This is a genomic window from Amycolatopsis bullii, from assembly GCF_014654205.1.
Classification (GTDB): domain Bacteria; phylum Actinomycetota; class Actinomycetes; order Mycobacteriales; family Pseudonocardiaceae; genus Amycolatopsis; species Amycolatopsis plumensis.
The window spans coordinates 23,001-49,859 of the sequence record NZ_BNAW01000034.1; the positions used below are offsets into that span (position 1 = coordinate 23,001).

At 73.6% G+C, this 26,859-nt stretch carries 8 protein-coding genes; 2 read left to right on the forward strand and 6 right to left on the reverse strand.

Translation table 11 applies throughout. From position 1 onward, the window contains the following. Positions 1-69 precede the first annotated feature (69 nt). From IE317_RS29995 to IE317_RS30010, 4 genes are all read right to left on the reverse strand, one after another. Positions 70-1,425: a serine hydrolase domain-containing protein gene (locus IE317_RS29995; RefSeq protein ID WP_191314712.1), complete on the reverse strand. Its 1,356-nt coding sequence runs from the start codon at positions 1,423-1,425 to the stop codon at positions 70-72. Between the two features lie 73 nt (positions 1,426-1,498). After that, entirely contained in the window at positions 1,499-1,723 is a 225-nt protein-coding gene (locus tag IE317_RS30000; RefSeq protein ID WP_091309248.1) for an MbtH family protein, read from the reverse strand. 29 nt (positions 1,724-1,752) lie between these two features. Then, the gene (locus IE317_RS30005) at positions 1,753-19,470 is read right to left on the reverse strand and encodes a non-ribosomal peptide synthetase (protein ID WP_191314713.1); all 17,718 of its coding nucleotides are present in this window, start codon (positions 19,468-19,470) and stop codon (positions 1,753-1,755) included. 31 nt (positions 19,471-19,501) lie between these two features. Further along, positions 19,502-19,831 (reverse strand): hypothetical protein, encoded by a 330-nt coding sequence (locus tag IE317_RS30010; RefSeq protein WP_191314714.1) that lies wholly within the window; start codon positions 19,829-19,831, stop codon positions 19,502-19,504. 1,396 nt (positions 19,832-21,227) lie between these two features. Between IE317_RS30010 and IE317_RS30015 the strand changes: the two genes are divergently transcribed. After that, positions 21,228-21,626: a histone-like nucleoid-structuring protein Lsr2 gene (locus IE317_RS30015; RefSeq protein ID WP_191314715.1), complete on the forward strand. Its 399-nt coding sequence runs from the start codon at positions 21,228-21,230 to the stop codon at positions 21,624-21,626. 332 nt (positions 21,627-21,958) lie between these two features. Beyond that, complete coding sequence (locus IE317_RS30020) at positions 21,959-23,353, forward strand: alpha/beta hydrolase (protein WP_191314716.1); 1,395 nt, start codon at positions 21,959-21,961, stop codon at positions 23,351-23,353. Positions 23,354-23,365: 12 nt separating this feature from the next. On the opposite strand, the gene IE317_RS30025 is transcribed toward IE317_RS30020, so the two are convergent. Together IE317_RS30025 and IE317_RS30030 are read right to left on the reverse strand one after the other, a co-directional pair. Further along, on the reverse strand, positions 23,366-25,381 hold the full coding sequence (locus tag IE317_RS30025; protein ID WP_191314717.1) for an AMP-binding protein: 2,016 nt from the start codon (positions 25,379-25,381) through the stop codon (positions 23,366-23,368). 238 nt (positions 25,382-25,619) lie between these two features. Beyond that, complete coding sequence (locus tag IE317_RS30030; RefSeq protein WP_191314718.1) at positions 25,620-26,642, reverse strand: LacI family DNA-binding transcriptional regulator; 1,023 nt, start codon at positions 26,640-26,642, stop codon at positions 25,620-25,622. Between the last annotated feature and the right edge of the window lie 217 nt (positions 26,643-26,859).

Genomic DNA, 26,859 nt, shown 5'->3' on the forward strand with positions numbered 1-26,859 from the left:
CGGGGTCGTGAGTGGTAAGGCGGGTTCCCACCCGCCTTACCACTCACGACGGGCCGCGGGAGAAGCGGTTCAGGAGGCGCGGCGACGGCGCCGGGCGACGCGGCCGCCGGCCTGCATGGCGCTGACGGTGCCGGTGGCCGGGTCGGTCAGGAAGCGGCCGCCGATGATCCGGCGGCCGGTGCCGGGTTCGCGGACCGAGAAGGCCCCGTCGCGCAGCAGCGCCAGCTCGGGGTAGACCTCGCCGTCGACCACCAGGACCGCGTCCCCGTCCGCGCGGACGTCCACCTCGTACTCGAGGTCGCCGTTGGTGTAGCGGCCGGTCAGGTCGGCGGCCGGGCGGGCGGCCCGGTCCAGGTCGCGGGGCAGCTCGTAGTCGCCGACCGGGAGGCCGTCGGCCCGCAGGGCCGCGACCAGGTCCGTCCACAGCGCCGAACCGGTGCTGCCGTTGGTGGTGAGCGCGACGACCCGGCCGTGCGAGGCGTCGATCCGCAGGTGGCAGGAGGTGCCGTCGGCGGTGCCGTCGTGGCCGCTCCAGTCCGCGTCGGCGCCCCGGTAGCCGGCCAGGCCGAGCCCCCAGCCGTCGGCCAGCCCGAACGGCTCCGCCCCCGGCACCGGGCGGCGCATGCGCTCGGCCAGCTCCGCCGGCAGCGGGCCGTCGCCGCCGCAGAACATGCGGCCGAAGGCGGCGAGGTCCGCGGCGCTCAGCGCGAGCGCCCCGGCGGCGGCCTCGGCCGGGGTCAGGGTCTGCGCGACCGGCCGGGCGCGGCCGCTCGCCGCGTGCACGGCGTGCCCGCTGACGTGGGCCCCGGTCCGGCGCCGCGCGCCCGGCCCCACGACGAACGCGGCGTCGATGCCGAACTCGTCGAGCAGCAGGCTCTCCATCGCTTCCCACCAGCTCATCCCGGTGACGGCCTCGACCAGGTAGCCGGTGAGCACGTACCCGACGTTGGAGTAGGAGAAGCCCAGCCCGGGCGGCTGGACCAGCCCGGCGTCGCGGCAGGCCCGCAGGTACCGCCGGGCCGAGCCGGCCCCGTCCGCGGCGGCGCCGAGCGCGGCCGGCAGCCCGCCGGTGTGGCTGAGCACCTGCCCGACGGTCGGTCTGCCGACCTGGGGACCGAGGCCGTCCAGGTGTTCGCCCAGCGGATCGTCCGGGTCGAGGTCGCCGTCGGCGACCAACAGCATCGCCAGCGCCGCGGTGAACGCCTTCGTGATGGAGCCGACCGGGAACTTCGCCTCGGCGGTGATCTCACCGGCCGTGGCCGACGCCGTCCGGCCGCCGTCGGTGACGACGAGCTGGGCGGCCGGGACGCCGTGCTTGTGGGCGAGCCCCGTGAGCAGCCGCTGCAGCCGCCCGTCGGCCCCGGACCGCGGATCGCGGACCGGAACCTCGAGGGTGGACTGGGAGAGCGTCGTGGGATAGGGCATGAGGTGGGGACCTTCCGCGTCGTTCGGTGGGGCAGCCGGTCGTGAGGGGAAAAGCGGGTTCTAACCCGCTTTTTCACTCACGACGCGCCGCGGCGGGCTCGGCGTCGGCGGCCATCTGCCGCTGCAGGCTCAGGGGACGCATGTCCGTCCACACCTCGTCGACGTGGTCCATGCACTCCTGGCGGCCGCCGCGGAAGCCGTCGGCGCGCCAGCCCGCGGGTACCTCGTTCGCCACCGGCCACAGCGAGTACTGGCCCTCGTCGTTCACGAGTACCTGGAATTCGGCGTCGTCCTGCATGGGGTTTTCACCTTTCCTGTAAGGGGTTTTCAGTGGTCTTGACCGGCGGCGAGCCGTTCGAGGTCCTGCAGGACCCGTTCTTCGACGAGCTCCGCCAGCGCCAGCACGGTGCCGGCGGTGAGCACGTCCTTGGGGGTGATCTCGACGTCGAAGGCGGACTTCGTCATCGAGGTGATCCGCAGGCTGCGCAGCGAATCGCCGCCGAGGGCGAAGAAGTTGTCCTCGACGCCGACCCGGTCCAGGTCGAGCGCCTCGGCCCAGATGGCCGCGAGGACCTCTTCGGTCTCGGTTTCCGGAGCCGCGTACCCGGTGCTCTCTTCCGGCGCGGCCGGAGCGGGCAGCGCCCGCCGGTCCAGCTTTCCGTTGGCCGTCAGGGGAAGCTCGTCGAGCCGGACGAACGCGGCGGGCACGAAGTGCGCCGGCAGGGCCGCGGCGACGTGCTCCCGCAGTCCCGGGCCCGCTTCGCCCACGACGTAGGCGATCAGCCGCTGGTCGACCGCGACGACGGCGGCGTCGCGGACGCCCGGGTGCTTGCGCAGCACCGCCACGATCTCGCCGGGCTCGATGCGGAAGCCCCGGATCTTGACCTGGTCGTCGGCGCGTCCGAGGAATTCGAGGGTGCCGTCGGCGCGCCACCGCACCAGGTCGCCGGTGCGGTACATCCGCTCCCCCGGCGCCCCGAACGGATCGGCGAGGAACCGCGTGGCGGTCAGTCCCGGCCGGTCGAGGTACCCGCGGGCGAGCCCGGCACCGGAGACGTGCAGCTCCCCCGCGACGCCGACCGGCACCGGCCGCAGCGCGGCGTCGAGGACGCGGACGCGGGTGTTGCGGATCGGCCGCCCGATCGGCGGGGTGGCCCCCGGTTCGAGCGGATCGCTCCAGGTCGCCACCACCGTGGTTTCGGTGGGCCCGTAGGCGTTGATCATCCGCCGGCCCGGTGCCCAGCGGGCCACCAGGTCGGCCGGGCAGGCCTCGCCGCCGACCACCAGGGTGCGGAACGCGGGCAGCTCGGTGTCGGGGACGCTCGCCATGGCCACCGGCGGGATCAGCGCGTGGGTGACCCGCTCGTCGCGCAGCACGGCGGCCAGGTGCTCGCCGAGCAGCGGTCCGGGCGGCGGCACGACCAGCGCCGCGCCCGCGGGCAGCGCCATGCACAGTTCCAGCACCGAAGCGTCGAAGCTCGGCGAGGAGAACTGCAGCACGCGATCGCCGGGGCGGACGTCGAAGTGGGCGATCTCGGCGGCGGAGAAGCTCGCCAGGCCGGCGTGGGTGACGACGACGCCCTTGGGCGTGCCGGTGGAGCCGGAGGTGTAGATGACGTACGCCGGTGCGCTCAGCGGCACGGACCGGCCCAGCGGGGTGGCCGGGCCGTAGGCCTCCGCACCGTCGAGGACGAGCACGTCGCCGGACGGCAGCGGGGTCCCCGGCTTGGTCACCACGACGACCGGTTTCGCGTCCTCGAGCATGAACGCGATCCGCTCGGCCGGGTAGTCCGGGTCGACCGGCAGGTAGGCGGCGCCCGTCTTCAGCACGGCCAGCTGCGCCACGACGATCTCGACCGAACGCGGCAGGGCGAGCGCGACGATCCGCTCCGGCCCGGCCCCGCGCGCGGCCAGCTGCCTCGCCAGCCGGTCGGCACGCGTGTCGAGTTCGGCGAAGGTGAGCCGTTCTTCGCGCGAGACGACGGCGACGGCGTCGGGCGTGCGCGCCGCCTGGGCCTCGATCAGCTCGGTGAGCGTGACCGGCGGGACGTCGTGGCCGGTGTCGTTGAAGGCCACGAGGACCTGGTCGCGTTCGTCGGCGCCGAGGACGTCGAGTTCCCGCAGTGGCCGGGCCGGGTCTTCGGCGATCGCGGCCAGGAGGTGTTCGAGCCGCCCGGCGAGCCGTTGGACGGTCGCCTCGTCGAACAGCGCCGGGTCGTAGCCGAGGCCGAGCGACAGGCGCGGGCCGGGTGCGGCCACGACGCTGAGCGGGTAGTTGGTCGTCTCCATCGCCTGCAGCTCGCGCAGCCGCACGCCGTGCGCGACAGCGCCGTCCACGTCATCGGCGGTGACCGGGTAGTTCTCGAACACCACGAGGCTGTCGAACAGGTTCCGGCCGCCCTCGACGCCGCTCCAGGCCTGCACCGCGGTCAGCGGCACGTGCTCGAACCGGCGTGACTCGGCCTGGGTGGTCTGCAGGCCGCGCAGCCAGGCGGCGACCGGGGCCGCCGGATCGGCGGTGACCCGCACCGGCAGGGTGTTGATGAAGATGCCGGTGATGTCGTCGACGCCGGCCAGCCCGGCCGGGCGCCCGGACACGGTGGCGCCGAAGCAGACGTCGTCCTCGCCGCTGTGCCGGGCCAGCAGCAGCGCCCAGGCGCCCTGCACGACGGCGTTGACGGTGAGCCGCTCGCGCCGGGCGAACGCCGCCAGCCGGCCGGTCGCGGCCTCGTCGAGGTCACGGCCGACCCAGGTCGACGAGCTCGATTCGTGCGCGAACGCGGGGACCCGGTCATACGGCAACGGCGTCGGCTCGCTGATGCCGGCGAGTTCGCCGCGCCAGTACTCCTCGGCGCCCTCGGCGGTCTGGCCGCTCAGCCAGGTGACGTAGTCCCCGAACGGACGGCGGTGCGGCAGCACGGGCGCAGTGCCGTCGCGCAGGGCCGCGTAGGCGGTGCAGACGTCGGACAGCACCTGGAAGACGCTCCAGCCGTCCAGCAGGACGTGGTGGAAGGTCCAGACGAGCTGGACGGCGTCGTCCGGCAGCCGGGCCAAGGTGACCCGCAGCAGCGGGGCGGCCGTCAGGTCGAACGGCCGGGCGCGGTCCTGGGCGAGCAGCTCGCGCAGGGCTTCCTCCCGGTCGCGGTCGCGCCAGTCCAGCTCGGTCACCGGGACCCGGGCTTCGCGGTGGACGACCAGGAGCGGCTCGGGGACGTCTTCCCAGACGACGCTGCCGCGCAGGACCGGGGTCCGGTCGACGACGTGCTGCCAGGCTGCGGCCAGGAACCGCGGCTCGGCCACGCCGTCGAGGACGGCGGTGACCTGTTCGAAGTAGACCCCTTGGGATTCCTGGGAAAGCCCGTGGAACACCATGCCGGCCTGCATCGGCGTGAGCGGGTGGATGTCGGCCACGCCGCGGCCGTCGCCGGCGATCCGGTCCACCTGCCGCTGGTCCAATGTAGACAAGGGGAAGTCGCTCGGGGTGCGGCCGCCCGCGCCGGGCTCGGCGCAGTGCGCGACCGCTTCGCCCAGCGCGGCCACCAGGTCCGCGGCCAGCTTCTCCACCGTGGCGGCGGTGTGCGTGTCGCGCGAGTAGTACCAGGTCAGTTCGAGCGTGTCCCGGTCCACCCGGCCGACGACGTCGAGCAGGTGCGCCCGGCCCGCGCCTTCACCGACCGACGAGTCGAGGCTGCCCGCCGCGCCGTCGAGGCGGCCCAGGTAGTTGAAGCTGATCTCGGGCTCGAGCGCGGGCGCGGTCCCGGTCAGGTACCGCAGCGCGCCGAAGCCCACCCCGCGGCGGGGCACCGCGCGCAGCTGCTCCTTCACCGACTTGAGCAGGGTGCCCCACTCGTCGTCGATGCGCAGGGCGACCGGGTAGAGCGAGGTGAACCAGCCGACCGTGCGGGAGAGGTCGACGTCGTCGAACAGGTCTTCGCGGCCGTGGCCCTCGAGGTCGATCAGCACGCCGTCGCGGCCGGTCCAGCGGGCCAGCACCCGGCCCAGCGCGGCCAGCAGCACGTCGTTGACCTGCGTCCGGTAGACGCCCGGGACGTCCTGCAGCAGGGCGCGCGTCAGCTCGGCGTCCAGGCGCGTGGTGACCGTGCCGGTGCCCGTCTCGGCGGAGTTCTCGACCGGCAGAGTCGCATCGACGGCCAGAGCTTCGCGCCAGTAGGGCAGTTCGTCGTCGAAGCCACCGGCCTCGGCGTGCGCGGCGAGCCGGTTGGCCCAGTCGCGGAACGACGTCGTCTTCGGCGGCAGCGGACCGCCGCGGTAGGCGGTTTCCAGGTCTTCCAGGAGGATCCGCCAGGAAACGCCGTCGACGACGAGGTGGTTGACCGTCAGCCGCAGGACCGACGGCTCGAGCAGTTCGGCGGTGAGCAGCGGTCCGCGGGTCACGTCGATGTCCGCGCCGAGGATCTCGGCCGGTTCGGCCGGGGCGTTCTCCTGGCCGCCGCCGGTGAACCGCATGCGCAGGGCGTCGTGGTGCCCGGTCAGGGTGGCCAGCGCCGCGCGCAGCGTCCCGACGTCGAAGGGTTCGGCCCGCTCGATCCGGACCGACTGGGTGAACCCGTTCGGATCGCCGAAGTCCCCGGCGAAGAACCAGTGCTGGATCGGGGTCAGCGCGGCGAAGCCCGTCACCGGCCCCTGCTCGGCCACGGTGACCGCGGCCGAGCCCGCCGCGACGGCCAGCGCGGCCACCGTCTGGTGGGCGAACAGGTCCCGCGGGGTGAGCGCGAGGCCGTGCCGCCGGGCCCGCGAGACGACCTGGATGGACAGGATCGAGTCCCCGCCGAGCTCGAAGAAGTTGTCCTCGACGCCGACACCGGGCACGCCGAGCACGTCGGCCCAGACTTCGGCGAGCACGCGTTCGGTCTCCGTGCGCGGCGGCACGTACCCGGCCACCGGCTCCGCGGCGGGTTCCGGGAGCGCCTGGCGGTCGACCTTCCCGTTGGCGCTCAGGGGAAGCGCGTCGAGCGTCACGAAGGCCGACGGGACCATGTAGTCGGGCAGGTCCCGCTGCAGCCACGCCCGCAGGTCCGGCTTGCCGGCCGTGACGACGTAGGCGACGAGCCGCCGGTCCCGGGCGACGACGACCGCTTCGGTGACGTCCGGGTGGGCGCTCAGTGCCGTCTCGATCTCGCCCAGCTCGATCCGGAAGCCGCGGATCTTCACCTGGTCGTCGGCACGGCCGACGAACTCGAGTACCCCGTCGCCGGTCCAGCGGACGACGTCCCCGGTCCGGTACATCCGCTCCCCCGGCGTCCTGAAGGGGTTGGCGACAAAGCGCTCGGCGGTGAGTCCGGCTCGGCCGAGGTAGCCGCGGGAGACCCCGGCACCGGCGATGAACAGCTCGCCGGTCACGCCCGGCGGGACCGGCCGCAGCCCCTCGTCCAGGACGTAGGCGGCCATGTTGTCCAGCGGCCGCCCGATCGGCATCGCGTCCGGCACGGCGTCTTCGGGGGCCACGAAGAACCGGCTCGCGAAGGTGGTCGTCTCGGTGGGGCCGTAGCCGTCGACGACGGTCAGCCCCGGGCAGGCGTCCCGCACCTGGCGGACCGCGGCGGCGGGCACGACGTCCCCTCCGGTCCACACCTCGCCGACACCCCGCAGGCACCCGGGGTCCTCCTGCGCCAGCAGGCGGAACAGCCCGGCCGTCAGCCACAGCGCACTGACTCCCTGCTCGGTGACGAGGCTCCGCAGCACCTCGGCGTCGACGTCCCCGGGCGGGGCGACGACCACCCGGCCGCCGTTGAGCAGCGGCACCCACACCTCGTAGGTGGAGGCGTCGAACGCCTGCGGCGAGTGCAGCAGGACGGTCCGGTGCGCTTCGCCCGCGAAGGACCGGTCCGAAGCCAGGGCCACGATGTCGCGGTGGGTCACCGCGACCCCCTTGGGCTGGCCGGTCGACCCGGACGTGTACATGACGTACGCCAGGTTTCCCGGCCGCACCGGCACCTCCGGCGCACTGGCCGTGCCGGCGCCGATCTCGGCCGCGTACACGAACGGTCCATCGTGGACGTCCTGATAGGACTGTTCGGCGACGACCACGGAAACGCCCGCCTCGGCCAGGACCAGGCGCATCCGGCCCACCGGCGCGCGCAGGTCCACCGGCACGTAGGCGGCCCCGGCCTTGAGCACCGCGAGCTCGGCGACGACGAGGTCGGGTGACCGCTCCAGCAGCAGCCCGACCCGGTCCTCGGCTCCGACGCCGAGTTCGATCAGCCGGGCGGCGAGCCGGCCGGCGCGGGCGTCGAGCTCCGCGTAGGTCAGGCCGTCGACCGCCGGGGCGTCCGGCGTCCGGCGGACCTGGTCGGCGAACCGGCTCACGACGGTGGCCTCGGGCACCGGGTGGGCCGTGTCGTTGAACGTCCGCAGGACGCGCTCGCGGTCGTCGGCGGTGAGCAGGTCGAGCTCGCCGACCCGCTTCTCCGGGCTCGCGGCGATGCGGTCCAAGGCCAGCAGCAGCTGCCCGGCCAGCCGGTCGACGGTGGCCCGGTCGAACAGGTCCGGGTCGTGGTCGAACGACACGTCCAGGCGCTCCCCCGGGGTGACGACGACGCTGAGCGGGTAGTTGGTCGGCTGCAGTTCGCCGTCCTCGTGCAGGCCGATCCCGTACGCGGCGACGGCGTCGGTGTCGAACGGGTAGTTCTCGAAGACCAGGATGCTGTCGAACAGCGTGCTGCCGCCCGCCCAGGTCTGCAGCTGGGCCAGGGACACGAAGTCGAACCGGCGCGAGCGCGCCTGGGCCGCCTGCAGGTCCCGCAGCCACCCGGCGACGGTGAGTCCGTCGTGGACGGTCACCGGCGCGGGCAGGGTGTTGATGAACAACCCGGCCATCGCCTCGACGCCCGGCAGGTCGGCGGGCCGTCCCGAGACGGTGGTGCCGAAGACGACGCCGGATTCCCCACTGTAGCGGGAAAGCACGAGTCCCCAGGCGCCTTGGACGATCGTGTTGAGCGTCAGGCCGGCGCGCCGCGCCAGCTCCCGCAGCCCGTCGGCGGGCGCCGACACCCGGACCGACGCGGCGGACCGCGCGCGGTGCGCTTCCACCGGACGGCGGTCGTACGGCAGCGGCGTCGGCGTCCGCAGGCCCGCGAGCTGCTCGCGCCAGTGGATTTCGGCGGCCGTGGTGTCCTGCTCGCCGAGCCAGCGCAGGTACTCGCGGAACGCCGGGCGCCGGCCGGGGACGGCGGCCCCCGCGTACCGGGCGCACACCTCGCCGAACACCTGCGCCGCGCTCCAGCCGTCGAGCAGCACGTGGTGGAACGTCCACACCAGCAGCACGTCGCCGCCGGGCAGCCGGGCGAAGGCCAGCCGCAGCAGCGGGGCGGCCGTCAGGTCGAACCCTTCGGCCCGGTCCGCTTCGAGGAACCGCTCCTGCTCGCGCGCCCGCTCGTCGTCGTCCAGTGCCGTCCAGTCGAGGTGGACGACCGGGAGCGTGACGGACCGCTCGACGACCTGCACCGGCTCGTCGAGGCCCTCCCAGACGACGCGGGTGCGCAGCACGGGCGTGTCCGCGACGACCTGCTGCCACGCCCGGGCCAGCCGCTCGGGGTCGGCGATGCCGGTCAGCCGCAGCCGCACCTGGTTGAGGTAGGTCCCGGCCGCGCCGTCGACGAGGCTGTGGAAGACCATGCCTGACTGCATCGGGGTGAGCGGGTAGATGTCCTCGACCGTCCGGCCGGTGCCGGCGAGGCGGTCCACCGCGGCCTGGTCGAGCCGGGCGAGCGGGAAGTCGGACGGCGTGCGGCCGCCGGCGTCCGGCCGGGCGCAGTGCCCGACGATCCCGGTCAGCGCGTCGAGGAGGGCGACGGCGAGCCGGCGCACGGTGGCCTCGGTGTGCACGCCTTCCGAGTAGTGCCAGGTCAGTTCCAGCTCATCACCGACGACCGCGCCGATGACGTCGAGCTGGTGCGCGCGGCTCTGCTCGGGGTGCGCCGCGCCGCCCAGCCCGCCGCCGTGGTCGAACCGGCCCAGGTAGTTGAAGCTGATGCGGGGTTCGAGGCGCGGGGCGGTGCCGGCCAGGTGGCGCAGCGCGCCGTAGCCGATCCCCCGGCGGGGAATCGCGCGCAGCCGCTCCTTCGTCGCCTTCAGGGCCTCGCCCCAGTCCTCGCCGGACGAGGTCAGTTCGACCGGGAAGATCGAGGTGAACCAGCCGACCGTGCGGGACAGGTCGACGCCGTCGAACAGCTCTTCCCGCCCGTGGCCTTCGAGGTCGACCAGGACGCGGTCGCGGCCGGTCCAGTCGCCCAGCACGCGGCCGAGCGCGGTCAGCAGGACGTCGTTGACCTGCGTCCGGTACGCCCCCGGCACGTCGTGCAGCACCGCCTGGGTCGCCTCCGCCGGCAGCCGCACGACGACCGAGCGGGCCGAGCCGTAGGTGTTTTCGCCCGCCGCGTCGACCGGCAGGGCCGGGTCGGCGTCGATCGCCGCCCAGTGGGCGAGTTCGTCGTCGAAGAAGCCCTCGGCCGTGTGGCGGGCCAGCGTGCGGGCCCAGTCGCGGAAGGAGGTCGTCTTGGCCGGGAGCGCACCGCCGGCGAGGAGGGTTTCCAGGTCCTCCAGGAGGATCCGCCACGACACGCCGTCGACCACCAGGTGGTGGGCGGCGAGCGTCAGCGTCGTGCCGGACAGCTCGGCGCTCAGCAGCGGCCCGTGCTCGAGGTCGATGGTGGCACCGAGGACGTCCGGGGCTTCGGCCGCGTGGTGCTGGCCGCCGTCGGTGAAGCGCAGCCGCAGGGCGTCGTGGTGCAGGTGGAGTTCGCGCAGCGCGCGAGGCAGCGCCGCGGGGTCCGGCACTTCCACCGAGACGGACTGGACGAACTGCTCCGGGTGCACCGGCCGCGGGTCGAGGTACCAGTGCTGCACCGGCGTCAGCGGCACCTCGCCGGTCACCGGTCCGGCGTCGGCGACGGCCGCGGCGGGGGCGGCCGGAGCGGCGGCGAGGGCGAGTGCAGCGACCGTCGGGTGGTCGAAGACCTGGCCGGGCATCAGGTTCAGCCCGGCCCGGCGGGCCCGGGAGACCACCTGGATGGACAGGATCGAGTCGCCGCCGAGCTCGAAGAAGTTGTCGTCGGCGCCGACCCGGTCCACCCGCAGCACCTCGGCCCAGATGCCGGCCAGCAGCCGTTCGGCCTCCGTCGCCGGCGCGCGGTAGCCCAGCCCGGAGACGAAGTCGGGGGCCGGGAGCGCCCGGCGGTCGACCTTCCCGTTTTCGTTGAGCGGCAGCGCTTCCAGCGGTACGAACACCGCCGGGACCAGGTAGTCCGGCAGCGAGCGCAGCAGGAACTCGCGCAGGTCCGGCGTCCCGCTCGCGACGACGTAGGCAACGAGCCGCTTCGACCCGCCGGTCTCGGCCGCCACGACGACGGCTTCGGTCACGTCGGGATGGGCGGTCAGCGCCGTCTCGATTTCGCCGAGCTCGACCCGGAAGCCGCGGATCTTGACCTGGTCGTCGGCCCGGCCGACGAACTCCAGCACGCTGTGACAACCGGGGCTTCGCCCCGGGCCGGGGGCTCCGCCACCCGGACCCCCGGAAAGCGGGGCAGGCGCCCACCGGACCAGGTCGCCGGTGCGGTACATCCGCTCCCCCGGCGTGCCGAAGGGGTCGGGCAGGAACCGTTCGGCCGTCAGTCCCGGGTGCCGCAGGTAACCGCGGGCCAGCCCGGTGCCGGCCAGGTACAGCTCACCGACCGCGCCCGGCGGCACCGGCCGCAGCCCGTGGTCGAGGACGTAGGTCGCGGTGCCGTCCATCGGCCGCCCGATCGGCAGCACGTCGGGCACCGGCTCGCCCGGCGGCAGCGGGAACCGGGTGGCGAAGGTCGTGGTTTCGGTGGGCCCGTAGACGTCCACCACGGTGAGGCCCGGGCAGGCTTCCGCGACCTGGTGCACCGCGGCGGGACGCACCACTTCACCGCCGGTCCACACCTCGCGGACGCCGCGCAGGCAGCCCGGATCCTCCTGGGCCAGCACGCGGAACAGCCCCGCGGTGATGAACACCGCGGTCACCCCGTGCGTGGTGATCAGCCCGCGCAGCACGTCGGCGTCGATGTCCCCCGGAGGCGCGACGACCACGCGGCCACCGCTGAGCAACGGCACCCACAGCTCGTACGTCGACGCGTCGAAGGCCAGCGCGGAGTGCATGAGCACGGTCCGGTGCGCCTCGTCCGCGAAGGACCGGTCCCGGGCCAGTCCGACGACGGCCCGGTGGCTGACGGCCACGCCCTTGGGCGTTCCCGTCGAGCCCGAGGTGTACATCACGTAGGCCAAGTTTTCCGGCTGCAGCGGGACATCGGGCGCCTCGGCGGGCTCGTCGCCTGCCTCGCCGATCGCCACCACCGGTCCATTGTGGACGTCGTGGGCGAGTGCCCGGCCGTCGTCGTCGGTCACCACCACGCGGACGCCGTCGAGCAGCGTCGTCAGCCGGCTGCGGGGCGCGCGGGCGTCCAGCGGCAGGTACGCGCCGCCGGCCTTGAGCACCGCCAGTTCGGCGACGACGACGTCGGCGGAGCGGCCGAGCAGCAACCCCACCAGCTCGTCCCGCCGCGCCCCGAGGGCGAGCAGGCGGTGCGCCAGCCGGTTCGCCCGGGCGTCCAATTCGGCGTAGGTCAGGGTTTCCGCGCCGGTGACGGCGACCGCGTGGGGAGTGCGGCGGACCTGCTCGGCGAACAGCGCCGGCACGGTGGTCTCCGGGTGGTCCTGCGCGGCGCCGGTCCCGGTGCCGAGGACTTCGCGCTGCTCGGTCCCGGTGAGCATGCGCAGCCGGGCGAGCGGTTCGTGCGGCCGGGTCGCGAGCTCCGACAGCAGGGTCCGCAGGTGCCCGGCGAACCCGGCGATCGTCTCGGCGTCGAACAGCCCGGGGTCGTAGCCGAACAGGAACTCCAGGCGTTCCTCACCGGGGTAGGCGACGACGCTGAGCGGGTAGTTGGTCGTCTCCACACCCCGCAGGCCGCGCAGCCCCAGCCCCGCGGTGACCGGGTAGTTCTCGAACACGAGGAGGCTGTCGAACTCCCCGCCCCAGTTCTGCAGGCGGGCCAGGGAAAGGTGGTCGAACCGCCGGGCCTCGGCCTGGGCGTCCTGGAGGTCGCGCAGCCAGTCCGCGGCCGCCGCCCGCTCGTCGACGTCGGCGACGACCGGCAGCGTGGTGATGAACATGCCGGTGATCTCGTCGGCCCCCGGCAGTTCGGCGGGCCGCCCGGCGACCGTGGTGCCGAAGCAGACCTCCGGCCGTCCGGTGTGGCGGGCCAGCAGCACCGCCCAGGCGCCCTGGACGAGCGTGTTGAGGGTCAGGCCCATGCGGTGCGCGGCGGTGCGCAGCGGCGCGGCGGGCAGCTCGGTCCGCAACGCGGCCGTCGATTCGACCGGGTGCCCGCCGGGAGCGCGGTCGGTGCGCAGCCGGGCCGGCTCGGGGCGCCCGGAAAGCCGGGCCCGCCAGTAGGTTTCCGCCGCCTGTTCGTCCTGTTCGGACAGCCACCGGAGGTGGTCGCGGAACGGGCGGCGGGTCGGCAGCGGGCGGCCGGCGTGCGCCGCCGCGACGTCCGAGAGCACCTGGAAGAGGCTCCAGCCGTCGAGCAGCAGGTGGTGGAACGTCCAGACCACCCGGACCTCGGTCGCCGAGACGCGGGCGAGCAGCAGCCGCATCAGCGGGAGCTCGCCCAGGTCCAGGCCGGCGTCCCGGTCGGCGGCCAGCACGGCGTCGAGGTCCGCCGGTCCGGTCGTCCAGTCCTGGTGCTCGATCGGCAGGGTGACCTGCCGGTGGACCACCTGCACGGGCTCGTCGAGGCCGTCCCAGACCACCCGGGTGCGCAGGACCGGGGTCCGGTCCACCACCCGCTGCCAGGCGCGGGCGAGGGCCGCCGGGTCGGGGACGTCGCTCATCACGAACGTCACCTGCTGCAGGTAGGCGTGCCGTCCACCGCCGGTGAGCCGGTGGAACAGCATGCCGGCCTGGGCCGGGGTGAGCGGGTAGATGTCCTCGACGTCCCGGCCGTCGCCGGCCAGCCGGTCCACGGTGGCTTGGTCGAGGGCGGCGAGGGGGAAGTCGGACGGCGTGCGGCCGCCGGCGCCGGGTCCGGCGCAGTGCGCGGCGATCCCGGCCAGCCCGTGGACGAGGTCGTCGGCGACCGCGCGGATCGTGGCTTCCTCGTGGAGCTGCCCGGAGTAGAACCAGGTGATCTCCAGGCAGCCGCCGGTGACCCGGGCGACGACGTCCACGGCGTGCGGGCGGCGGTCCGCGGGGTGCTGCGCGAGTTCGAGTTCCCGCTCGAGCCCCCGGTAGAGCTCGCCCTCGACCTCGAAGCGCCCGAGGTAGTTGAAGCTGAGCCGGGGCGTCACCGCGGGGGCGGTCCCGGCGTGGTGGCGCAGCACGCCGTAGGACAGGCCACGGGCCGGGATCGCCCGCAGCTGCTCCTTGACGGACTTGAGCAGGGTCGCGACGCCGGTGTCGGGGACGCCGAGCGCGACCGGGAACATCGACGTGAACCAGCCGACCGTGCGGGACAGGTCGACGTCGTCGAACAGGTCCTCGCGGCCGTGGCCTTCGAGGTCGACGAGCACGCGCTCGGAGCCGGTCCAGCGGCGCAGCGCTCCGCCGAGGGCGGCCAGGAGCACGTCGTTGACCTGGGTCCGGTAGACGCCCGGGACGTCCTGCAGCAGCGCCCGGGTCAGTTCGGCGTCCAGGCGGGTGGTGACCGTGCGGGTGCTCGCCACCGTGCCGGCGCCGTCGGTGTCCAAGGGGATCTGGGCGCCGTCGACCGCTTGCCAGTACGGGAGGTCGCCGTCGAAGTCGTGCCGGGCGAGCCGGTTCGCCCACTCCTGGAAGGACGTCGAGCGGGCGCTCAGCTCGCGGCCGTGGTAGGCGTGGTCGACATCCTCCAGGAGGATCCGCCACGAGACGCCGTCGACGACGAGGTGGTGCACGGCCAGGCGCAGGATCGTGCCGTCGAGTTCCGCGCGCACCAGCGGGCCGTGCTCGATGTCGATCTCCGCGCCGAAGACGTCGACCTCGCCCGGCTCGGCGTGGTCCTGCGTCCAGCCGTCCGCCGTCTTGCGGAAGCGCAACCGGAAGGCGTCGTGGTGGGCGGCGACCGTGTTCACCGCGCGGCGCAGGCGGTCTTCTTCGACGTCTTCGGCGAGCCGGACGCTCAGCTGCTGGGCGAAGTGGTCCGGGTCGGCCGGATCGGTGTCGAGGAACCAGTGCTGGATCGGGGTGACGACCACCTCGCCGGTCGCCGCTTGCCGCTCGGCGGCGGGCGCGGCCACCCCGGCCGCCGCGGCGAGCGCGGCGATCGTCTGGTGCCGGAAGACGTCCTTGGTGGTGATCCGCAGGCCGGCCTTGGCCGCCTCGGACACGAGCCGGATGCCGAGGATGGAGTCGCCGCCGAGCTCGAAGAAGTTGTCCTCCACGCCGACCTCGGGCAGCCCGAGCGCGTCGGCCCAGATCTCCGCGAGCCGCCGTTCGGTGTCGGTGCGCGGCGCGACGCGGGTGGTGGCGCCGGTGAAGTCCGGGGCGGGCAGGGCGCGGCGGTCGAGCTTGCCGCTGGGGTTGAGCGGCAGCCGGTCCAGGGGCACGAACGCCGAGGGCACCAGGTGCGCGGGCAGCGAGGCGCCGAGGAATTCCCGCAGGTCCGCGGGCGCCTCGGGCACGACGTAGGCGACCAGCCGCTGGTGCCCGGCGTCGGTGCGCGCGACGACCACCGCCTCGGTCACGTCCGGGTGCTTCCGCAGCGCGGCCTCCACCTCGCCGGGCTCGATCCGGAAGCCGCGGATCTTGACCTGGTCGTCGGCGCGGCCGAGGTATTCCAGCTCGCCGCGGGTGGTCCAGCGCACGACGTCGCCGGTGCGGTACATCCGGCCGCCCGGCGCGCCGAAGGGGTCGGCCACGAACCGGCCGGCGGTCAGGCCCGGCCGGCCGAGGTAGCCGCGGGCCACCCCGGCGCCGCCGAGGTGCAGTTCACCGGGAACGCCGACCGGCACCGGCCGCATCCCGGGGTCCAGGACGTACGCGCGGATGCCGGCGATCGGGCGGCCGATCGGCGGGGTGCGGTCGGTGTCGTGGTACCAGGCCGTGGCGTACACAGTGGACTCGGTGGGTCCGTAGATGTTCGCGACCCGGCTGTCCGGCAATGCTTTCCGGATGTCGTGCAGCGCGTGCAGCGTCAGCGCCTCGCCGGCCAGGACCACAGTGGACGGCCGCACCGTGACCGCGCCCTGGGCGAGCAGCTGGGCGAACGCCGAGGGCACGCCGCTGACCAGCCCGACCGGGCGGCCGGTGTGCTCGCCTTCGCCGAGCGCGAGGACGTCCCGGACGATCTCGACGGTGGCGCCGGTCATCAGCGGCGCGAAGATCTCGAACACCGAGACGTCGAAGTTCAGCGACGTCGAAGCGACCACTGTGGACCCCGGACGGAAGACGTCCCGGAAGTCGTTTCCCGCCCACGCCATCAGGTTCGCGGCGCTGCGGTGGGCGACGACGACGCCCTTGGGGCGGCCGGTCGAGCCGGACGTGTGGATCACGTACGCGGGGTGGTCCGGGTTGGTCGCGCGGGCGAGCGGCTCGCCCGCACGGCCCTCGAGCAGGGCGGGGTCGTCGAAGGCGAGGGCGGGGACGGACCCGGGGCCCCGGCCGTCCGGGGTGAGCAGCAGGGCCGGGGCGGCGTCGTCGAGGATCAGTTCCTGGCGGTCGGCCGGGTAGGCGGGATCGACCGGGAGGTAGGCGGCGCCGGACTTGAGCACGCCGAGCAGCGCCACCAGGACGCGTTCGGTACGCGGCAGGGAGACGGCGACGAACCGCTCGGGCGCGGCGCCCCGCTCGAGCAGGACCCGGGCCAGCCGGTTGGCCTGGTCGTCGAGCTCGGCGTAGGTCAGCGAGCGGTCCTCGCAGACGACCGCGACCGCGTCCGGCGTGCGGGCCGCCTGGGCCTCGAACAGCTGCGGCAGCGTGGCTTCCGGTGCTGCGAGCGCCGGTCCACGGGAGAGCTCGGCCAGGTGGGTCAGCTCGGCGCCGTCCATCAGGGGCAGCTCGGCCACCGGCCGGTGCGGCTCGGCGACCACCGCTTCGGCCAGTACCCGCAGGTGCCCGGCGAAGCGGTCGATCGTCGTGGCGTCGAAGAGCGCGGTGTCGTACTCGATCGCGAAGCGGCGGCCCTGCGACTGGAACTCCAGCACGAGGTCGAACCGGGCCCGGGGGCGGGGCAGATCGTGCTCGCCCAGGCGGAGGGCGCCCGCCTCCCGGGGCCGGACCAGGTCCTGCTGCAGCACCAGCAGCACCTGCACCAGCGGGGTCCGGCTCGGGTCACGGGCCGGCCGCAGGTCGTCGACGACCTGGTCGAAGGGCACTTCGGCGGCGGCGAAGGCCGCCAGCGTCGTTTCCTTGACCCGGCCGAGGAAAGCGTCGAACGGTTCTCCCCGGTCGACCGCGGACCGCAGGACGAGGGTGTTGACGAAGAACCCGGCGAGCCGTTCGAGCTGGTCGTGGTCGCGGCCGGACACCGCGGTGCCGACGGCGACGTCGTCCTGCCCGGTGTAGCGGGCCAGCAGCACCTGGACGAGCGCGGTCAGCGTGGTGAACAGCGTCGCGCCGGTGTCGTGGCCCAGTTCGGCGAGGCTTTCGGCGAGCCCGCCGGGCAGCTCGTACCGGCGGATCGCGCCCTCGGTGGCGCGGACGGGCGGGCGGGGCCGGTCGGTGGGCAGGTCGAGGGGTTCGAGCCCGGCGAGCTGCGTGCGCCAATAGGCCAGCTGGCGCTCGCGCAGCGGCCCGGCCAGCCGGTCGTGGTGCCAGCGGGAGTAGTCGCGGTAGCCGATGTCCAGGGGCGCGGGCTTCTCCCCCGCGTAGAGCGCGGCGAACTCGTCGACGAGCAGCCCGACCGACCAGCCGTCGGTGATGATGTGGTGCTGGCACAGCAGGAGCAGGTGCGCCTCCGGGCCGCGGCGGATCAGCGTGGCCCGGGTGAGCGGTCCGGTGGCCAGGTCGAAGGGGCGGTCCAGTTCGGCCGCGAGCTGCGCGTCGAGGTCTGCTTCGGCGTCGGCTTCCCGCAGCGGGATGGTGCCCTCGTCGGCGACGACCTGGACGCCTTCGCCGTCGACGGTGCGGAACGTCGTCCGCAGCGACTCGTGCCGCGCGGCCAGTGCGTCCAGCGCGGCGCGCAGGGCGTCGTGGTCCAGCGGGCCGTCAAGGGTGAGGGCGACACCGGCGTTGTATTCGGTGCTGCCGGGGTTCTGCCGGTCGAGCACCCAGAGGCGGCGCTGGACCGGCGAGAGCGGCACCACGGCGTCGTGGGGCCCGGGTTCGATCCGGCCGGCCGGGGCACCGGACGAAGCCGGCAGCAACTCGGCGAGCTTGGCGATGGTGCGGGCGTCGAACACCACCCGCGGGGACAGCTCGGCGCCGAAGCGGGCGCGGATCCGGGCGAGCGCCCGTGCGCCGAGGATGGAGTCGCCGCCCAGTTCGAAGAAGTCCGCGTCGACGCCGATGTCCGGGACGCCGAGGACGTCGGCCCAGATTTCGGCGAGGGCCCGCTCGGCCGGGGTCCGGGGCGCGGTGTGCGCGGCGCGGACCTGGGCCTGCCAGTCGGGTTCGGGCAGCGCGTCGCGATCGAGCTTGCCGTGGTGGGTCAGCGGCATCGCCTCCAGCGGGACGAAGGCGGACGGCACCATGTACGGCGGCAGCCGGTCGGCCGCGGCAGCGCGCAGGTCGGCCGGATCGGCGTCCCCGACGACGTAGGCGACCAGGCGTTTGACACCGGGCTGGTCCTCGCGGGCGACGACGACCGCCTCGCGGACGTCTTCGCGCCCGAGCAGCAGCGCTTCGATTTCGCCCGGTTCGATCCGGAAGCCGCGGATCTTGACCTGGTGGTCGGCCCGCCCGACGAACTCGAGCTCGCCTCCGGCGGTCCGGCGGACGACGTCACCGGTCCGGTACATCCGCGCGCCGGGCGCGCCGAAGGGGTCGGCCACGAACCGGCTCGCGGTCAGTCCCGGCCGGTCGAGGTAGCCGCGGGCCAGGCCCGGGCCGGTGACGTAGAGCTCACCGGTGTCGGCGGGGCGCAGGGCGTCGTCGAGGACGTAGGCGGTGGCGTCCGGCAGCGGGTGGCCGATCGGGGGCGGGCCGCCGGGGACCAGCGGGTCGCTCCAGGTCGCGACGACGGTGAATTCGGTCGGGCCGTAGGAGTTGATCATCCGGCGCCCGGGCGCCCAGGTCCGGACCAGTTCGGGCGGGCAGGCGTCCCCGCCGACGATCACCGTGCCGAAGTCCGGCAGCGGGTGGTTTGCCGACAGCGTGGCCAGTGCGACCGGCGGGATGAGCGCGTGGGTGATCTTGTGCTCGGCCAGCACGTCCGCGAGCCGGTCGCCCAGCAGCGGGCCGGGTGGCGGCACGACCAGGGCGGCACCGTGGGGCAGCGCCATGCCGAGTTCGAGGATGGACGCGTCGAAGCTCGGCGAGGAGAACTCGAGGACCCGGTCGCCGGGCCGCACGTCGTACTGCTCGCGCATGGCGGCGAAGAAGCCGGCCAGGCCGCGGTGGGTGACGAGCACGCCCTTCGGGACACCGGTCGAGCCGGACGTGTAGATGAGGTAGGCCGGGTGGTCGAGGTGCAGCGGCCGGACCCGGTCGGCGTCGGTGGGATCGGTGTCGGGCAGGTCGTCGAGCAGACCGGGTTCGTCGAGGTCGAGGGCGTGTTCGGTGGTGCCGCGGCCCACGACGAGCACGGGGTCGGCGTCGGCGAGCACGAAGGCGAGCCGCTCGGCGGGCTGGTCGGGGTCGACGGGCAGGAAGGCGGCCCCGGCCTTGGCCACGGCCAGCTCCGCGACCACGAGGTCGGCCGACCTCGGCAGCACGAGCGCGACGACCCCTTCCGGGCCGGCGCCGCGGGAGATCAGCAGCCGCGCCAGCCGGTTCGCCCGCGCGTTGACCGCCTCGTAGGTCAGCGTGCCATCGGCGCCGGTCAGCGCCGGTTCCGCGGGGGTGCGGGCGGCTTGCGCCTGGAACAGGCCGGCGAGCGTGGATCTGTCGTCGTCGGCGTCAGGAACCGAGACGTCGTATCGCGGCATTGCGGGAACCTTTCGAGCAGCACAGGTGAGGTCAGCGCGGGGCCATCAGGGCGCGGGGAGAAGACCCGCAGGCGAGGCCCACGACCAGGGAAATCGCGAAAAACGGCGGCCGGATCCGGGCTTTGCCCCCACCCCGATCGGCGGCTTTTTGCCACTCGTTCAACAGTTCCGCCCGGCGTGCCACACACCAGGCGAACCCGCAAGAACGAGCGCGAGACACATTGATCCTTTCCAGCGTGACGGCCGCGCGCCACCCCGGAAACAGTTCCGATTTCGACGGTGCCCCCGCGGCGCCGATTAGGCACCAGCGACCGTCGAACACGCGCGACAACCAGCGTTCTTCGTGCAACAGGTCGGTCATCCGGCAGTCAAGTGCCCCCAAGACCAGCCGGATTGGCATCACGCTACCCAGTGAACGCCATGCTCGTACCGCCGAACGGAGCATTGCTAAAAATGTTCAAGAATCGCGGCTCTTTACCCGGACAGCGAGTAGTACAGCGTCGATTATTGTTCACTCTTCTGCCGGAAAATGTTACCTCGATTGGGAGGTTTGACTTTACGGCAGCGCGCTCACCTGCGCAGACACCGTGCCACTGGAGTGACAGCCGCCGCCGGAAGCCGGAAGTGGGCCGTATCGAAAGGTGTGGTTCAGCTTACGGCCCGTCACCCGATTGGCGGGTAACACGGAAGACACGGCCACATCGGTGAAATGATCGATCGAAGAGGGCGGTGGTGCAGATCCTTACCTACGCCCCCCAAGCGGGCAAAGTGGGCACGGAATGCGGGGCACTGATTGGCCGGCGGGGTGAACGGCGTTCACCTGCAGAGTGCGCCGAGGAGGACCACTGCGCCGGTGGACGCACCCCGGGGCGAGGGCGCAGGGCCGGCCGGATCTCCGGTTCCCGCGCGGTCGCGGGCCGGGCACCTCTGCCATCCCGCGCGCGGAGCATCCCCGCGGACCGGGCTCACACCGGGCGCTCTCGGCGGAGGCACCTTCCTACGCGAGGAGCATCCCGCCAAACCAGGGCCCCGCTCCGCACCGAGCACCCCGGCCGACGAGGTCCAGCCCGACTCTCGCACGCCTGCAGCCCCGCCGGACGGCACCACGTACCGTCCGCCGCGGCCCGGCCCGGCCCAGCCCGCCGGTGCCGGGGCCGCCTGGCACTGCCCGCCCGGTTGCTACCCCGGCACAGCCCACCCCCCGCCCCGCCCACCCCGCCACCGCCATCCCGGCACAGCCCACCCCAGCCCTACCCACCCCAGCCCGGCACGCCCGGGCGCAAGCCCCCTCCGGCCACACCCCCCTGCCGACCCGATACGCAGCCGCCTCAGCAATCCGGCGTTCGGGCCGGCGGGAAGACCCCGGCAGACTTCACTCCACCAGGCGCACCCCCAACAGCGGCCCGCCCAGGCATCAACTCACCCGGCCATCACGAACAGCCATTCCGGCAACCACCCGAAACAGCGAAAACCCACGGCCACCATCGAATGCCGAACCCACCGCCGTCCGCAAAGGACGTCCACAATAGACCAGTCCCCCACACCGGCGTCGCCACTCGAAGTCGTTCTTCACCCATTGAGGCGACACCCCGCATTTACGCCCCGGCCCCGAAGCAGGCAATTACGCCGAACGGACCCGCCCGTTTCCCCGCGAGTTGAATTCCCTTTCGGCCCGGTTGTGGATACACTTCGCGTCGAACGCTGCGCATTGTTGCGTTCGCGTTCTCGAGCGCACATCCACCCGGAGGAGCAGCCCAGTGGCCCAGAAAGTCTCCGTCGAGATCCTCGACGACATCGACGGCAGCACCGCCGCCCAGACCGTCCAGTTCAGCCTTGACGGCGTCAGCTTCGAAATCGACCTTTCGGACCGGAACGCGGCCGCCCTTCGTCACGAACTGGCCCGCTACATCGGCGCCGGCCGGCGCGTCGGGGGGCGCAAGGTGCGGGTGGCCACCGGCCAGTCGACCACCGCCTCCGACCGGGAGCGCAACCAGCGGATCCGGGCCTGGGCGAACGCGAACGGCTTCGACGTCTCCGAGCGCGGCCGCCTCTCCTCCGAAGTGGTCGCCGCCTACGAGCGGGCGCACGGTGACGACGCGGAATCGTCCGTGCCGTCGCCGCGGAAACGCGCTCCGCGCAGGAAAGTCGCCGCCTGACTCCTGATTACGGCAGGTTTCGCCGGGCGAGGCTGCGGAAAGAACAACACTGTTTCCGCGCCGAATCACCGAACGCGAATACCTGACGACCCCATAGCGGACCGGCCGGCCGCGGCGACGAAGCCGCGGAAGCCGGGCTGCGCCCACCCGAAGGGACGGGCCTCCGCCCCCCGGTATCCAGCTTACCGGCGACCACCGACAGTTCCGGTCGGCGCACCACCCAGCGTCGCATGTGGACGATCGCCCCTTGCCCGGCAACGCCCCCCTTGTGGTGCCACACCCGCAAGCCCTACGGTCGACCGGGTCCGGGTCATCGCGGGGAGGAGCCTCGGATGTGGGGAACGGTCCTGGCGAGCGCACTCCTGGTGACCGGCGGCACGCCCGCCGTCGCGGAGGCCGATTGGCAGCCCGCCCCCATCGTCTGGACGGCCTGTCCCGTCGACCCCGACAGCCCCACCCCGCCGGACGGTGAGTGCGGCACCGTGCGGGTGCCGCTCGACTGGCGCTCCCCCGGCGGCCCGTCGATCCCGTTGGCGGTGGGCCGGCACCGGGCCACGGATTCCGCACACCGGCTCGGGGTGCTGCTGGCCGATTTCGGCGGCCCGGGCTCGTCGAGTGCGGAATTGCCGCTGACGTCACCCTTCTTCAGCCCGGAGGTCCGGGCCCGGTTCGACATCGTGGGCTTCGACGTGCGCGGGACCGGCCGCAGCGAACTCATCGAGTGCCCGGACGCGGGACGGCCGCCGGGCGACGAGCCCGCCGGCCCGGCCGAGTTCGCCGCGTTGCGGGCCTACCGCGAGCAGGCGGTCGCCGGCTGCCGCGCCGGCAACCTGCCCGTCGACCACGCGAACACCGAGGTCAACGCCCGGGACATGGACGCCGTCCGCCGCGCCCTCGGCGAAGCCCGGATCAGCTTCCTCGGCATCTCCTACGGCACGCTGCTCGGCCAGCAGTACGCCGAACTGTTCGGAGACCGGGTCCGGGCCATGGTGCTCGACAGCGTCATCGACCACAGCGCCGGCGTCGAACGCTTCCTCGGTGACCGTGCCGCCGCCGCGGACGGGGCGTTCCGCCAATTCGCCGCGTGGTGCGACCGGACGGCGACCTGCACGCTGCACGGCCAGGACGTCTTCGCCGTCTGGCGGAAAGCCCTCGCGGCGACCGAAGCGATCCCGCAGGCGCAAAGCGAACTGCGCGACCGGGTGCTGAAGGACATGTACCGCCCCGATGGGGCGGACATCGGCCAAACGATCGCGGACGCCGCGGCCGGGAACCCGCCGGTGACCGCGCAGTTCACCTACAACTACGAGTCGATCCGCTTGGCCGTCGTCTGCCAGGACTTCGACCTGCGGATCCGCAGTTTCGCGCACTACGCGGCCTTGCACGCCGAAGAACTGCGCCGCGGGCCGATCCTGCGCGGGAGCACGCTCAGCCACGGCGAAGCGATGGCCTGCCTGGGCGTCCACGGCCCGCCGGCGAACCCGCCGCACCGGCTGGCGATCCCGCGAGCGCCGCGGATCCTGCTGCTGAACTCCCGGTTCGACCCGGCGACCCCGTACTCCTGGGCCCTCGCCGTCCACCGGCAGGCACCGGCGAACACGACGCTGCTGACGTACGAGGGCTCAGGCCACGGGGTCTACGAGAAGAACGCCTGCACCCGGTCGGCCGGCGACCACTACCTGCTGACGCCGGCGGCGCCCCCGCACGACATCAGCTGCCCGGCCTGACGGTCCAGGTCGTCACCAGCGGTAGCTGCGGCGCAGCGCCCGCTTCACGACCTTCCCCGTGGCATTGCGCGGCAGCTCTTCGACGAACAAGACGTCCCGCGGAACGGCGAACCGCGCGAGCCGCTCACGCACGTGCGACCGCACCGTGTCCGCGTCCAGCTGCGCACCCGGTACCAGCACGAGGTAGGCCGCCAGGCGCTGGCCGTACTTGGCGTCGTGGACGCCGACCACCGCCGCCTCGCGCACCTCCGGCAACGTGAGCAGGACCTCCTCCACCGGAGCCGGAGCCACGTTTTCGCCGCCGGACACGATCATCTCGTCTTCGCGGCCCTGGACGAACAACAGGCCGTTGGCGTCGACGTACCCGCGGTCGCCGGTGTCCATCAGGCCGTCGCGGACGTCCAGCTGCTCCCCGTCGGTGTAGCCGTCGAAGAGCAGGCGGTTGCCCACGTACAGGCGGCCCGTCGCGCCGGGCGGGACGGGGGTGCCCGCCCGGTCCAGGACGCGGATCGCGGTGCCGATCGGCGGGCGGCCCGCCGTGCCGCGGGCCGCCCGGAGGTCGCCCGGCCCGGCGATCGCCGCCCAGGACACCTCCGTCGACCCGTAGAGGTTGTAGAGGATGTCACCGAAGGCGTCCATGAACTCCTCGCCCAGCCGGCCCGGCAGTCCCGCACCGGAGCTGGCCACCACGCGCAGCGAGGACAGGTCATAGCGGGCGCGCGTCTTCTCCGGCAGGTCCAGCAGCCGCCGCAGCATCGTCGGCACCGCGAACAACGCCGTGCACCGCTGCCGTTCGATCATCGACAGCGTCGCTTCCGGGTCGAAGCGCCGGGGCAGCACCAAACCGGCGCGCAGCGCCATGCCGAGCTGGAGCGCGGCCAGGCCCCAGGTGTGGAACAACGGGGCGGCGACCAGGATCGGTTCCCCGGCCCGCAGCGGGATTTCCGACAGCACGGCGGCGGCGTCCGCGACGTTGTTCGGCGTCGGGCGGCGAGCGCCCTTGGGCGGGCCGGACGTGCCCGAGGTGAGCACGACGAGCCGGCCGGGCTTGCCCGGCGGCGCGATCCGGGCCGGCGGCTGCGCCTCGATCAGGTCCTCGATCGTCGGACCGTGCCACCCGCCGCCGGGTGGCCATGTCCACAGCTGGGGGATCTCCGACGGCAGCTGCTCGCGCAGGGCGGCGAACTCGGCGTCGGCGAGCACGAGCTGGAACCCGTGCCGGAGGGCGAACTCGGCGGCCTGCCCCAGTGCCAGCCCGGTGTTCATCAGGGCCACGTCCGCGCCCAGCTTGCTGCAGGCGATCATCGTCTCGACCATCGCATTGTGGTTGCGGCACATCAAAAGGACCCGCGACCCCTCGGTGATGCCGTAGCGCTTCAGCACCCCGGCCAGCCGGGTGGTGCGGTCGTCGACCTCGCCGAAGGTCCGCTCGGATCGCTCGTCGCACAGTGCGAGGGACTCCGGCGCCCGGCGCGCCACCGCTTCGTAGCCGCCGGCCAGGGTCGAGCCCCAGCGGCCCACCGACCGCAGCTGCCGCAGTGTCCCGGTGGGCTGGGCCGGGGTGAGCACCCCGGCCTTGACCAGGATCCGCGCGAGCTCGCGCTTCGCGGGGCGCGGCGGCAGCGGATCCGCCGCGGGGACTCCGCCGAGGTGGTCGCTGATCGCCGCGACCGCGTCCGTGATCCGCTGCCGGATCCGCGGGACCGCCGGCGACCGGCCGTCGAGCAGCGTGAGCAGCAGGGTGATCGCGCAGCCTTCGCGCACCGGGCGCAGCACGACGGACATCCGGTGCTCCCGGCCCGACCAGGCCAGGTGCTCGTCCCGGCGGTGGACGAAGATTTCGGCCTCGCCCTCCCCGCCGGCGCGGTACCGGTACCGGGCGCCCCGGCCGGTCGCTTCGGAAACCGGCTCGCAGGACGTGATCCCCCGGACGAACCGGGGGTAGAGGTGCGGGCTGCCCACGATCGTCCACACCGCCGCGGGTGGGTGCGGCACGGTGATGGTGATCTCGATGAGTTCCGGCTCCATCAGGACGCAGCGAAACGGGACGCCGGCAGCGTGGTCATGACTCGGCTCTCCCTTGTCGGTCCGGAGGTTCGGCCTTTCGGCCGGTACGCCGAGCATCCGTTTGCGCCGACCGTCGTGTCAACACGCGGTCGCACGATTCGATGTATTCAATCGCGAACAGCGAGCAAAGACCAGTGAACCGCGGAAAGCCTCACACGTTTCTCACGCGCGGATCACCGCGGCGCCGCGGCCGCACGGTTCAGGCGGATTCCCGCACCACCAGCGTTGTCCCGAGCACCACCCGGCGCGGCTGCCCGGCCGTCCCGTCGATCACCGCGAGCAGCTCGCGCGCCGACCGGGCGCCGAGGTCCTCGACCGGCTGGCTCACCGTCGTCAGCGGCGGATCGGTGGACCGGGAGATCGGCGCATTGTCGAAGCCGACGACCGCGACGTCGTCGGGAACCCGGCGCCCGGTGCGGCGCAGGGCGCGCAGCACGCCCACCGCCATCACGTCGGACGCCACGAACACCGCGTCCAAGTCCGGCCTGCGGTCGAGCAGCCGCCGCATCGCGTGGTCGCCGGAGGCCTGCCCGAAATCGCCGTGGGCCACCAAGCCCGGATCGATGAGACCGGAGCCGGAGATCGCGGCGGCGTAGCCGGCGAGCCGGTCGCGGCCCGGCGCCATGTCCTTCGGGCCGGCGACGGTCGCGATCCGCCGCCGCCCCGCGGCCTGCAGGTGCCGCACGGCCGCCTCGGCGCCGCCGCGGTTGTCCACGTCGACGTAGGTGTACCGGGCGGGGTCGGGCACCATCGGCCGTCCCACGCTCACCATCGGGAAGTCGGCCCGGGACAACGCCGTGGTGCAGCGCGTGTGCGTGCTCACGAACAGGGCTCCGTCGACGTGCCCGCCGCCCAGGTACCGGAGGGTGGTGGCCTGGGCCGCCGCCTGCATCATCAGCACCACGACCTGCACGCCCGCCGCGGTGAACGCCCGGTCGACACCGCTCATGACGCGGCCGAAGAACGGATCGGAGAACAGCCGCAGGCCGTCTTCGCACAGCACGACGGCGACCGTGCCCGTCCGCCGTCCCTCCGTCGCGCGGGCCGCGCGGTGCCGGACGTAGCCGAGCGACCGCACGGCTTGTTCGACCTGGCGCCGGGTCTCGGCGCGCACCTGGGGAAAACCGTTGAGCACCCGGGACGCCGTCGCCGACGAGACACCGGCGGCCCTGGCCACGTCGGCCAGGGTCGGCCGCGAATCGGAAAGGTCGAGGACGGTCATGGTCACCTCCGTGGGGACAACACGCATTGCGCTCGGAAGGCCGCGGCGACGGCATGGCGGGTTCCGGGAGCGGCGCGGGAAAGTACAGTGTTAGCGCTAACACTCCCGGGAAAGCCATCCGGACCGCCGAGCGGGGTTCGGCGGTCTCCGCGGTGGCAACGGGGCTAGCGGGGTTCGGCGCGCTGGGCGCCGGGATACCGGTTCTGTTTCACGTCCG